This window comes from Streptacidiphilus carbonis (assembly GCF_000787775.1).
Classification (GTDB): Bacteria; Actinomycetota; Actinomycetes; order Streptomycetales; family Streptomycetaceae; genus Streptacidiphilus; species Streptacidiphilus carbonis.
In genome coordinates this window covers 67,198-79,345 of record NZ_BBPM01000012.1, presented here as the reverse complement: position 1 = coordinate 79,345, position 12,148 = coordinate 67,198, and the positions used below count along the sequence as shown (strand labels likewise).

Genomic DNA, 12,148 nt, shown 5'->3' with positions numbered 1-12,148 from the left:
GGTCAGTCCCCCCGTTTTCCGCTGATGAGATAGGTGATGTCACGGCAGAACTTGTCGAATGAATCGGAGTGGCGGCGAGCCAGTTCGATGTCCATCGCAGATGCGAGGGCAGACTGATCCACGCGAGGGCGGTAGCGGTTGCCGTCGGCGCGGTGATGGGTAAGCCATCCCTTGCAGTCGCGCAAGGTCTCGTGGTTGGCCGGGACATCCAAGCCGTGGTCAAGTCCGGCTTTGCCACCCAGTGACGGAGCCGACGCCAGAAACCACGCCTCGAACTCCCTGTTAGCCAGCACGACAGCGATCCGACGGTCCGGCCGCGTAGCCTCAGCCCGTCGGAGCAAGGCGGGACCGAGATCGGCGGGGCAATCGTCATCGGCGTCGATCAGGAGGAGGACGCCACCAGGCCCGTCCACGGGCACCCGGCGTGCGAGGGCATCCACCGCGGACTCGATCCCGCCTTGGCGCACCAGCCGCCCACGGTCCACGTGGAACGGCGGCAGGACATCGGCGTTCCACACCTCGGCGGCATAGAGCAACCGACGGAGGAGGACAGGCAGCGCACCCAGCTCCCCCTCGCCTTCGACCACCGAAGCGATCGTGGCCTTCTCCGTAGAGCTCACTCGCCAGCCTCCTCGGGCGCTGAAGCTGGGGTGAACGGCTTGACGACGGGCTGGAACTGATTCGAGCGCAACAGGTCAGCGGGTGTGGCCAGCCCCTCCGCGACGATCGAGCGGCTCACCTCGTCCACGTCTCCGATGACTGTCAGGCCGCGCTCAGCGACAACCACCCGGATGTCCGAGAGGTCCGCCTCCTTGCGGTCCAGCAGCTCGGCACTCTGGCTCGTGACCAGAACCTGCACATACTCGCTTGCCTCGGTGAGAGCGTCGTACAGCACGCCGGCCGCCAGCGGATGCAGGGCGAGTTCTGGCTCCTCCACGGCGATCAGTGGAATCCAGCCCTCCCGGGCTGGCGGCTGGAACAGGGCCGTAAGCAGGCCGATCGCCCGGATAGTCCCTTCCGACATCGACTCCGCACGAAAGACGTACTGCTCGGAGCTCCCCTCTGGGGCAAGCGTCATCCGGGCTGCCAGGTAGTCGCCGTCGGGATCGGTCGACCCCACGTCCACCACATCAGGCACGATGGCAGCCACATAGGCGGACAACCGCTTCCGCTCCTGCTGCCCGAGACGCGCGAGCGACGAACCGAGGCCCGCGCCGTCCTCGCCGAGTTCGGTGTCCCCATCGGTCTTCGGCTGCGGCGCCCGGAGTTCGCTGAGGTCAGGCGAGTAGAAGAACATCTCGGAGAGCGCGAAGTGGAGATCACCAAACGGATCGGTATCGCCGAGCATCGACAGTTCCAGACGACCCGCTCGTCGACTCTTCGAAGTCCGGTCGCGCTGCAGGAAGCGGTGCTCCTTCTTCGCGGGCCGACCAGGCCGGTACAGCTCGCAGAATTCCCGGTCGACACGAACGCCGCCCCTGTTCGGCCCCCCGCTGCCCAGCGGGTGCCCGATGGTGATCTCGTAGCGCCCCTCCCAGGCGATCTCACGGTCGCCTGACACCCCCTCCAGTTGGAATTCGAGGGCAATCGTCGCCGAGGACGCCGGGGCGGGGACTCGGCACAGCACCTCGTCCAAGCCGCCCCGGCTCGCCACGGCCTCGGCGGCACCATCCGCTAGGGCGTCCCGGACGAACCGGAGAGCGTCAAGGAAGTTCGACTTGCCGGCAGCGTTCAAACCGAGCAGGACATTGAATCGCCCGAGGGTCACATCGCACTGAGCGATAGACTTGTAGTTCTGAATGCGTACCCGCGTGATGAACGGCGGGCGGGGGGTGGGGGCAGCTGGCTGACCGGTCACGTCACGTCAACTCCTCTACCGGAAGCGGAAGACACGTCGAACTGGCCCGTGACAGCGGCGCTGATCAGCGCCTGGCGGCGCTCGGCGAGAAGGGTCCGCTGAACCTCGAGCCCCCTCCTCAGCCGGGACATAGCAGACCGTGTCGCCATTATGGCATTCACGAGCGAGCGGCGCTCCTCGGTACTTGTCGGCCACTCAATGGTGAAGTTCGCCAAGTCCTCCATTCCCAAAGTCGGCTGTGCAGTGTCGGTGCTCGTTGCATCCACTGCTTGCTTCTGGAAAGACGTCGTCCCGAGCCAAGCTCGGACCAAGTCGACCTCTACGTCGGCAGCAACCCGAACAGAGCAGACCGCGCGAGCGATATTGGCTCCCGCAGCGGACTCTGTGGCGATTGCCGAACGTCCGAGTGTGCCGACAACGCTGACCAGCAAATCGCCTGGCTTCACTACCGTCCGCGCATATTGAACAGAGAGGTCCTCAGGGATCATGCGTAGGCCGGACGCCCGGCCTTCGAGGTCCAACAGGTCATTCACGCGAATAAACGGCACTCCGACGTCAACGAACTGTGGCACCAGCACGCCATACCGCGGGCGAACCCCGAGCAGATACTTGAGACGCGTGTCTGCCACGGACTTGGCCTTAGCGAACACCTCATCCAACGCTACCCGTTCCCGCTCGGCCAGCAGATCCAACTGAGCCGCTCGCATGGATGCAAGACGATCGATACGAGCCGTCTCAGCGTCGAGGAAGTCGGCGATGCGGCGCTGCTCACCGAGAGGCGGTAGCATAACTCGCTCTCCCAGGACGTCAGATGAGGACAGATGCTTGACGGTAGTCGAAAATGTCAGGTCGTTGATAATTCGCAATGCCATCGGCAGAGCGTAAGCAACGAAGCGAATATCCACTCCCGGGCGAGGGCGAAGCATGCAAAGCCGCTGATTCAGAGCAGCCGAGCCCTTATTCCACAGCACTAGATTAAAGTCGCCATCCATACCGATGACCACATCACCATCGCGGATCATCACAGTCGATGGGGCCTCACTTTTCACGAACATCTCAAACGGGCCGTCGCCGAGGTCGCGAATTCTAACGAGCGGTACATTTCCGCTCGGCCCAAAACTTTCCGAGGGGAAAGGGAAACCGTTTGCGAGCTTGACCAGGTCACCCACTCGCCGTACCTCCCAGCCTTCAGGGAGCACCGCTGCCCCGCACCTCAAACGCACATCCCAAGCAAGGCTCATTCCGTCACCTCCCCGAGTAGCACCTGAATCGCGGCCTCAAGCGACCTCAGCTCCGCGTCGATCTCTGCCAGTGGCCTCGGCGTCTGGTAGACGTAGAAGTGCCGGGTGAACGGGATCTCGTAGCCGATCTTCGTCTTCGTGTGGTCGATCCAGGCGTCCGGGACGTGCGGCAGAACCTCTCGCTTGAGGTACTCCTCCACGTCCTCGTCCAACGGCACGTTCTCCGCGTCCCGGAGCTCGGCGTCTGGTTCGGGCGATCCCTTGGCCATCTGGACCTCCCCCTCTGCGTCCCGAATCCCCACTGCGTCCCGCACTGCCTTAGTAAACGGCGCGCCCGACGGCCACAGCAGCCCCGCCGCGACCACCGCGTCCTTGAGTGCGATGAACGCCTCGGACTTCGTCGCCCAGCTCTGTCCGTCCAACACCCGCGCTGCTGCGACGAACTCCTCTGCCTGCGCCAACCGCTGGACCGGCTTGGCCTCAGCCAGCGCCTCCAGCGTCTCCGCCGTCACCTCGAACCTCAGCTTCAGCGGACGTTCGACCGTGATACGGCGGTAGCCGAAGTCCTCGTTCTTGAAGACCTTCACCTTCCCGTGCAGCTCATGCTCCGGGTCAGCGGCGACCTGCAGCGCCTCCGCATACAGCAGTGTGATGTCGCGGATGTGCTTGTCGCTCAGTTCCTTGCGCTTGTCGCCCAGCGACTTGCGCATCTTCTGCCAGTAGTCGCGTGCGTCCAGCAGCACGACCTTGCCCTTATGGTCGATTCGCTTGCGGTTCGTCAGAATCCAGAAATAGGTGGAGATACCGGTGTTGTAGAAGAGCTGGTCGGGCAGGGCGACGACCGCCTCCAGCCAGTCGTTCTCCAGGATCCACCGCCGGATGTTGGACTCACCGGACTCGGCCGCGCCGGTGAACAGCGGCGAACCGTTGAAGACGATGGCGACCCGCGATCCGCCCATCCCGTGGACGTCCACCGGCTTCATCTTCGACAGCATGTGCTGCAGGAACAGCAGCGAGCCGTCGTTGATGCGCGGCAGGCCCGCACCGAAGCGACCGGACTCCCCCAACTGCTCGTGCTCGTCCTTGACGACTCCCTCCACCTTCTTCCAGTCCACGCCGAACGGCGGGTTGGCCAGCAGGTAGTCGAACTTCTCGCGCTTGTGGCCGTCGTCGCTGAAAGAGTTGCCGAAGGCGATGTTTGCCGGATCCTGCCCCTTGATCATCAGGTCCGACCGGCAGATCGCCCAGGACTCGGGGTTGAGCTCCTGGCCGTAGGCGGACACCCGTGCCTTCGGGTTGAGCGCGGTGATGTGATCCTCCGCCGCGCTCAACATGCCGCCGGTCCCGCAGGCCGGGTCCAGGATCTTCCGGACGGCGACCGAGAGCGTCAGCGCGTCCGCGTCTGGGGCGACCAGCAGGTTGACCATCAGTTTGATGACCTCGCGCGGGGTGAAGTGCTCCCCCGCTGTCTCGTTCGACTGCTCCGAGAAACGTCGGATCAGTTCCTCGAAGATGTAGCCCATCTGGTGGTTGCTGACGATCTCAACCGGACGACCGTCCTCAGCCGGCACCACGTTCCCGGCGGCGTCACGCAGCACCGGACGCAGATCGAGATCGGCGAACCGCCCCATGACCTCGTAGAGCAGTTTCGCGCTGTCGAGCTTCCGGATCTGCTGGTTGAAATCGTACTTCTCCAGCACTTCGCGGGCGTTCTCTGAGAACGCCGCGACGTACAGCTGCAAGTTCTTCGCTGTGTTCTGCGGGTCGCCGGCGATCTTCTTCAGCGTCAGTGAGCTTCTGTTGTAGAAGGCGTGCCCGGACGCCTTTCTCAGGAAGCGGTCCTCGTCGAGGTCCCGCCCGACCACCTCCACGGCGGTCGCAGTGACCTTCTCGCGCGTGGGCTCCAGTACGCACTCCAGGCGCCGCAGCACAGTGAACGGGAGAATGACCTTGCCGTAGTCGGACTGCTTGTAGTCGCCTCGCAGGAGATCTGCGACGGACCAGGCGTGGTTCGCCAGCTCCGTGTGCTTGCTGCTGTTCAAGAGGTTCCCCAGTTTCTTTTCAGGTTCCGTCCGGTCACCATCGGTGAGGCGGGCGGGATGCATGCAGTCTGGTCGATCGACCTGCCGGCTGCGGTAGTTCAGGCAGATCCGTGCGTGTCGTCGGGAGTCGGCGGCAGCAGCGCGCCTGCGGTGAGACCGGTGGTCAGCGCTGCTGCCGTATCCTCCACCAGGGCCGCTGTGCGTTGGGCCAGCACGCGCAGCTCGTGGGCGCGTCTGAAGGCGTCCCCGTAGCGCCGCTGCTTCGCCAGCGGCATGAGCGGGACGCGCAGTCGACCTGGGTTGACCTGGACCAAGGTGCTGCCAGTGGACGCTGCGGCGATATTGTCGGCCGCCCCGAGGAATCCGGCGAGGAACCAGGGGTCCAAGCGCGCTGGGTCTGGGCGCAGTAGGTGCAGGTTGGAGCCCAGAGCCGCCCCTGCGTCAGACTCGTCCGCCACCCGCGTCATGTCCCCGACCGCGCTCGCGCCGGAGACCGCGCGCACCAGCACGTCGCCAGCGGCAACACTCTGTGAGGCGTCCGGATGCGCATCCCCGTCGGCGCCCGACGGCTTGCTCCCGGTGGCGACATCACGCGCTGTCAACGCCCTCCGGTCGGTGCTCACTCCCCCCGCGCCAGTGCTCCCGGCCCGGGCGGAGTCCCGTCCGCCCGCTGCCGCTCCTCTCAGGATCGTGAGCGCACCGCCGCGGGCCAGGTCAGCGAGGGTCGCCGAACGCCAGTCTCGTCCTACCTTCCCGGCGGGCTTCCACTCCCCGTCCTCACTCGCCGCTCCCAGCTCAACCACGCTCCGCCGAAGCTGCCCGTACAGGTCACTTACCTCCCGGGCAAGTGACTCGGGGTCAATATCGGCGGCAGTCGCCCGGACATGTCGGGCCGGCGTGACATCGACGACATCATCGAACAGATCCACGATCGACACAGCCCGAGCAAGACCGGCCTCGTCGGCGAAGTTCTCCGGATGATCCCGAAAGTCAGCCCACAACGGGACGACCCGCGCTGCCAACCCGGGCCAGTCGAAGGTAGGACGACGACCAGCCCCCGTACCTGTCCCACTCCCTGTGCCTGCAGCACCGCCCCCGGTCTCACCCTCGCCCCCGTCGACGAACAGCACCGACGACCGATCAGCACCCCCCGGCTCCGGCCGCTGGAGTATCCAGATCTGCAGCGCGATGTGAAGCGGGTAGGCGACGCGCGCCGGGAGCGAGACGACGGCGCGCAATGCCCCACTCCGCAGCAGTTCGGTGCGGATGCGGCGGCCGGACGTGCGGAAAGCGAGTGCGGGCGGGAGCAGCATCACCACATGGCCGCCGGGTTCGACATGCGCGAGGGCATGCTGCACCCAGGCCAGCTCCGACTCGAACCGCGGCGGAACGCCGTACGCCCACCTCGGGTCATAGGCGAGTTCCTCGTGTCCCCAATCGCGGTCCCCGTACGGCGGGTTGCAGAGCACGGCGTCCGCGTGCAGTTCGGGGAAAGCATCGGCACGCAGGCTGTCCCCGACCGCCAGCGCCACCCGACCGCCGTCAGCCTCAAGGTCGGGCTCGGCCAGCCTGAGCGTCACACCGGCCCGCTGCACCTGCAGGGCCAGCGTGTCCTGACCGTACAGCTCACCGGCACCGCGCTCCGCAGCCGCCACCAGCAGTGTTCCACTGCCACAGGCCGGGTCCAGGACCCGCGCGGTGCCGACGGGCAAGAAGGCGGCCATGAGGGCCGCCAGACCCGCAGGCGTCTGATAGGTCCCGGTCGCAGCGCTCTCGTCAAGCTCGCGCTCGGCCAAGACATCGAGTGTGGGCCGGGTACCTGCTTCCTTCGCAGAGGTGAGGACGGCACGGATGACGGTCGCTTCGTCGGCACCGTACTGGACAGGTTCACTCGCGCCGAAGCCCGCATCAGTGTCGGCAACGACCTGGCTGGCAAGCGACGCGAGCCGGTCATCGGGGAGGGCTGTGAACCCCCCGGGTACCTGCTCTGCCAGCAGCCGTGTGGCCGCGCTGAGCAGCGGAAAAAAGCGTCGTGCCGGTGTTCCGCCACCGGTCAGTCGCAAGGCGGTCCGCAGATCCTCCACCGGCGAAGCACTGGACGTGTACCCCCGCTCGCGGAGCCAGCGCTGGACGGCAGTCAGGTCGTACAGCGGGCTGCTCTCGGTGCCGCCGCTAGGGGCAGGGAAGTCGGCATGGCGTCGCCTCCAGTTGCTGACGGTGGCGCGCGTGACGCCGGCGATGCGGGAGATCTCGGACGCGGTGACCTGCGCAGTCGGCTGGGGTGCTGGCTGTTGCTGCGGCATGACCTGGAAACCTGCCCCTCTCGGCGTGAACAGTAAACACACTACACCACACAGCAAGCTTAAAAAGTTGATTGACAGTGCTTTCATTGTCATGCTTATCTGTAGAGGCTTCCAGTGCCAGCAGGTGGCACTGCCGCGACATCACACAGCCCACCAGGAACTCACTGAGCCAAGAGAGCAGGACCGCCATGACCCAGCAGCAGAAGCGTCAGTCCGGCACGCGCAAGTCGACCCTCCACCGGCTGACTGTCCCCGACGGCGGAACCGTCGAGCTGCGCCAACTCGTCCGCAGCCGCTACCTGAACCACCCCGACTACCAGGTCAGGGAGTTCGTCCAGGAAAGCGTCGAGGGCCTGCTGATCAACGGCGGCATCCCCCGCGACCGGGCCGACTGGTGCGACGCCGTCTCGCGTATCACCGGACTAGACCTGAACGAGCGCAACCACTCCGCAGCCGGACTGGTGCTCCTGCGTACGAAGCAGGGCTTGTACGCCCTCACCTATGGCGTCGGCCAGCACATGCTCGATCCGTACTACCGCGACGACGAGTTCGGGCTCCAGTTCGCCACCCGCTGCCTGGACGAGGACGGAATCCTCAAGATCCGCAACCAGATCATGGACGGCCGCGGACGCGTGGACGAGTACTCGGTCGCCCGCGGAGAGCGGATCGACGGCTTCGGCCTGGATCGCTTCGGCGCCGTAGTGCGGCGGATCTGCGGAACCGTCAGCAGCATCCCGCTGACCTCCCTGCAGTCCGGCAAGGCGCGGCAGGTCCGGATCGAGTGCTCGGAGTCGACGATCAAGCTCCCGCTCGCCACCAACCTGGAGGAGTTCCTGAAGGACCTGGAGGCCATCGAGGCCGTCTCCGCACGTCCGGACCCGCTCACAGAACTGCGGTTCGTCGAGAGGATCCGTACTCTCGACAAGCGGGGCCGGAAGGTGGTGCAGGCCCAGACTGTCCTTGAGGCGATGCTCGGCGATCTCGGCAGCCCCCGGCTCACCGTGGGTGTCCCGGACTCCTGCCAGGAGGGCTTCGGATCCGCCCAGGCGTTCCGCATCCGCCGGGGCGACCGCGTCCAGGAAGTCTCCGACCTTGACCTGTCCGTGCTCCTGGGCTTCGTGAAGGATCAGGCCGAGGGCGACCGTATGAAGGCACTCAGCCAGGTCCGGGTCGTCATGTTCAGCGACGACGACCTCCGGACCCCGCTCGGCGCTGCCACTACCGGGCAGGAGTGGCTCATCGCCGACGTCCCGGTCGACACGGACCGCTTCTTCTTCGGTCAGGGCAAGTGGTTCGAGGTCGGCGCAGGATTCCTTACCACCCTGGAGGAGGAGCTCGCCGAACTTTTCGCGGAGCCGTCCACTGTCACCCTGCCGCCCTGGCCGAAGGGCCCGATCGTGAAGGGCCAGGACTCGCACGACGAAGGCTGGTACAACGCCGAGGCGGCGAAGCAGAGGGGCTACCTTCTGTTCGACAAGAAGGGCATCGTCACGAAGAAGTTCAACGGCGGCGGCCTGGAGATCTGCGACCTCCTCGGTCCGGAGAACCAGCTGATCTGCGTCAAGAAGGCCCCCTCCAGTACGGCACCGTTGAACCATCTCTTCGCCCAGGGCGTCGCCGCGGTCGAGGCCCTGCGCAGCGACACGGCCGTCCGGACCAAGTTCCTCGCCCAGGTGGCCGCGCACACCCCCGGACCACCGGCTGCTCCAGGACTTCGGCTCGCTCCGGGTCGTCTTCGGCATCCTCCTCAAGGAGGGCGAGGAGATCACGGTGGACTCGCTCTTCGCGTTCGCGCAGGTCTCACTGCTCCAGGCGGTGCGCCGGCTCAGGGCGATGAACGCCGAGGTCGAGATCGCCCGCATCCTCCGCTGAACTCCCCTGTAGATCAGTAACGTTGCCGACGCAGCACCTCCACCCCAGCTCCGAGAGGCGGGAAGCGCCACTATGCCTTCGCTCGGGTTCCACCGTGACTTCATGAAAGAGTTCGCCGGCCTGGAGCGGCACGTCCAGAAGCGGGTCGTGGAGGCCCTGGACAAGTTCGAGCACACCTCGGCCGCAGGCGCGCACCTGGAGAAGCTGAACCACGGGCGCGATGCCCGCCTCAAAACCATGCGGATCGACAAGTTCTACCGGGGAGTCGTCCTCGCTCCGGAGCAGGGGAGCAGCTTCCTCCTGCTCAAGGTGCTGCCCCATGACGACGCGATCGACTGGGCCCTCACCCACCGAGCCTCGCTCAACGCCGCCACCCAGGGCATCGAGATCCGCGATGATCTCGCTCTGGAGCGCCTGAGCGACGGTCTCAGGAAGACCGTCGTCGGCTCCCCGGCCACCGCCGCGCTGCTCGCACACGTCTCGGACGCCGACCTGCGCCGACTGGGGATCGACGAAGCTGTGCTTGTGCTGTCCCGGCAGATCCACTCCGAGGAACTACTGGACAGCACACGGCCGTTCCTGCCGGAGCACCAGTACGACGTGCTCTGCGGGCTGGCCGCCGGGATGAGCCCCGAACAGGTCTGGCAAGAGGTCGTCCAGGTCCAGCTCGCTGCGGGGCAGGAGGCTGAGGCAGCCGCTCTGGCCGCAAACGGCGACGTTCCGGACGACCTGACCGCAGCCATGAACCGGGCTCAGGGCCGCATCGCGCTGGTCTCCGGTCCGGCCGAGCTTATGGAGCTGCTTGAGCGACCGTTCGACACCTGGCGAATCTTCCTCCACCCCAGCCAGCGACGGATTGCCTACCGGTCAGCGTTCAGCGGTCCGGCGCGGGTGGCAGGCGGCCCCGGCACCGGGAAGACCGTCGTCGCGCTGCACCGCGCGGCGCACCTCGCCGCGCGGCTGCCGAAAGACGCGCCCGACGGGGCCGTCCTGCTCACCACCTTCACCCGCGACCTCGCCGCCGAGCTTGAACGCAGTATCCGGCTGCTGGTCACCGACCCGGAGCAGTCGCGCCGGATCCGTGTCGTCAATGTCGACGCCTTCGCCTACGAGGTGGTTCGCGAGCAGCGCGGCAAGACCAAGCTGAACATCCTCACCGACCAGCGGGAGATCGCCGCCCGCTGGTCACGCGCGGCCAAGCGGTTGAACCTGAACCTCACGGACGCCTTCCTGGACCAGGAGTGGCGTCATGTGTTCCTGGCGCAGGACCTGGAGAGTGCGGAGTCCTATCTCAAGGCGTCCCGCGCCGGGCGTGGAGCGGCTCTCGGTCCCTTGCAGCGCGGCCGGGTCTGGCGCGCGGTCGAGGCGTTCACCGCAGAAGTTCGACAGGAGGACCGCTATACGGTCCTCCAGTTGAACGCGGCGGCGGCGCGCATCCTCAACTCCGGCGCTGCAGCGGGGGAACAGCGACGCTTTCGGCATGTGGTGGTCGACGAGGCACAGGACTTGCACCCAGCCCAGTGGCGGCTGCTGCGTGCGTCCGTTGCAGAGGGAGCAAACGATCTGTTCCTGGCAGGCGACACGCATCAGCGGATCTATGGCAACAAAGTTTCACTGCGCAGTCTCGGTATCCCGGTCGCCGGCCGGTCGTTCCAGCTCCGAATCAACTACCGCAGTACGCATGAGATCGCCGCGTGGGCGGTTTCCCTCCTCACCCGCCGTCCTGGGGGAGTCAGTAGTGCCAACGCCCTGGATACAGCCATCAAGACACCACCGGCCGATCAGCCCTTCTTCCCGGACGACATGGACGGCGGCCTGGAGGGACTCGACGGCTACCGGTCGACGTTCCACGGTGCCGAGCCCCTCACCCAGGGCTACCCGAACAAGGCCGAGGAGTTGCAGGGTCTGGCCTGTGCGATCGGAGACTGGATCGCCGCCGGGGTCGAACCGGGCGAGATCGGGGTCGGCGTGCGCGTTGTGCAACTGGGACGGGACCTTGCCGCCGCGCTGAAGAGGAAGGGCATCGACGCCGTCGTGCTCACCGGCGACACAGTCGCAGACGGAGCCGGAGTTCGCATCGGCACCATGCACCGTATGAAGGGCCTGGAGTTCCGCTGCATGGCGGTGGCTGGTGTGAGCGAGGGAATCGTCCCCATGCGCAGCGCTGTGACTGCGGTCGAGATCGACGCTCAGCAGCACCAGGAGGACCTACAGACAGAACTCGGGCTGCTGTTCGTCGCGAGCACCCGCGCGCGGGAGGTGCTTCGGGTCTCCTGGCACGGGGATCCGAGTTCGTTCCTAGGCTGAGCCATCTGTCCGAGCATCCCCGGGCAACCCCTTGGCAGCATGGCCTCCCTTTGGCCTCCCCTACGAAGAGTCCACTCATACCGCCAACCAGATCCGGACAAGAACGGCCAAACGGCACGTCCTGAGGCCGCAAATCGACCGCTCATACCCCCACGGACCAACGGCGGATGCCGACAATGCACAGGTCGAAGGTTCCGATTCCCGCCCCCTGGTGACGAAAAACCGCAGTTCAGAGGCCATAAGTTTGATTCTGTGGAGCCCCCTGTCGGATTCGAACCGACGACCTACGCATTACAAGTGCGTTGCTCTGGCCAGCTGAGCTAAGGAGGCGTGGTGCCTGTCCGCAGCGTGCCACGGCAGGACCAGACGGCAGTCTACCGGGCGGGGTGGTGGGGTTGTCCGCTGTTTTGGGAGGGGTGGGTGTCTGGATTGGTGGGATTTGTGTAGCTATAAGCGACGACTGTGGTCATTTTGGGTGCCGAGAAGGTACTGACAGGGGCGCATCCTGGCAGGTAGCGTCACCTG

General features: G+C 66.0%; 7 protein-coding genes and 1 tRNA gene. 2 read left to right on the top strand and 6 right to left on the bottom strand.

Translation table 11 applies throughout. The features are described 5' to 3' along the window. Window positions 1-2: 2 nt before the first annotated feature. From TR46_RS11965 to TR46_RS11945, 5 genes are all read right to left on the bottom strand, one after another. Window positions 3-620, bottom strand: coding sequence for a DUF4276 family protein (locus TR46_RS11965; protein WP_042398288.1), 618 nt, complete (start codon window positions 618-620; stop codon window positions 3-5). Next, a complete protein-coding gene (locus TR46_RS11960) occupies window positions 617-1,858 on the bottom strand; it encodes an AAA family ATPase (RefSeq protein WP_042398285.1) in 1,242 nt (413 codons plus the stop codon). The genes TR46_RS11965 and TR46_RS11960 overlap by 4 nt, the downstream gene beginning before the upstream one ends. Beyond that, the gene (locus tag TR46_RS39335; RefSeq protein WP_084718341.1) at window positions 1,855-3,099 is read right to left on the bottom strand and encodes a restriction endonuclease subunit S; all 1,245 of its coding nucleotides are present in this window, start codon (window positions 3,097-3,099) and stop codon (window positions 1,855-1,857) included. Before TR46_RS39335 ends, TR46_RS11960 begins: the two co-directional genes overlap by 4 nt. Beyond that, window positions 3,096-5,141: a type I restriction-modification system subunit M gene (locus tag TR46_RS11950; protein ID WP_042398282.1), complete on the bottom strand. Its 2,046-nt coding sequence runs from the start codon at window positions 5,139-5,141 to the stop codon at window positions 3,096-3,098. The genes TR46_RS39335 and TR46_RS11950 overlap by 4 nt, the downstream gene beginning before the upstream one ends. A gap of 98 nt (window positions 5,142-5,239) precedes the next feature. Then, window positions 5,240-7,444, bottom strand: a complete 2,205-nt coding sequence (locus TR46_RS11945; RefSeq protein WP_042398279.1) for an N-6 DNA methylase — start codon at window positions 7,442-7,444, stop codon at window positions 5,240-5,242. Window positions 7,445-7,632: 188 nt separating this feature from the next. Here TR46_RS11945 and TR46_RS11940 point away from each other — a divergent pair, with 188 nt between their 5' ends. Together TR46_RS11940 and TR46_RS11935 are read left to right on the top strand one after the other, a co-directional pair. Then, on the top strand, window positions 7,633-9,336 hold the full coding sequence (locus tag TR46_RS11940) for a DUF6119 family protein (protein ID WP_169790643.1): 1,704 nt from the start codon (window positions 7,633-7,635) through the stop codon (window positions 9,334-9,336). A gap of 82 nt (window positions 9,337-9,418) precedes the next feature. Then, window positions 9,419-11,623 carry a UvrD-helicase domain-containing protein gene (locus tag TR46_RS11935; protein WP_201776395.1) on the top strand — a complete coding sequence of 735 codons (2,205 nt, stop codon included), beginning with the start codon at window positions 9,419-9,421 and terminating at the stop codon, window positions 11,621-11,623. A 253-nt stretch (window positions 11,624-11,876) separates the two neighbouring features. Here the strand turns inward: TR46_RS11935 and TR46_RS11930 are convergent. Continuing rightward, window positions 11,877-11,953: transfer RNA gene (locus TR46_RS11930), tRNA-Thr, on the bottom strand. Between the last annotated feature and the right edge of the window lie 195 nt (window positions 11,954-12,148).

Bases quoted from the DNA above. Each gene is read 5' to 3' on its own strand.
- TR46_RS11945 (WP_042398279.1), bottom strand. From the start codon at position 7,444: ATGCCGCAGCAACAGCCAGCACCCCAGCCGACTGCGCAGGTCACCGCG.
- TR46_RS39335 (WP_084718341.1), bottom strand. From the start codon at position 3,099: ATGAGCCTTGCTTGGGATGTGCGTTTGAGGTGCGGGGCAGCGGTGCTC.
- TR46_RS11940 (WP_169790643.1), top strand. From the start codon at position 7,633: ATGACCCAGCAGCAGAAGCGTCAGTCCGGCACGCGCAAGTCGACCCTC.
- TR46_RS11935 (WP_201776395.1), top strand. From the start codon at position 9,419: ATGAAAGAGTTCGCCGGCCTGGAGCGGCACGTCCAGAAGCGGGTCGTG.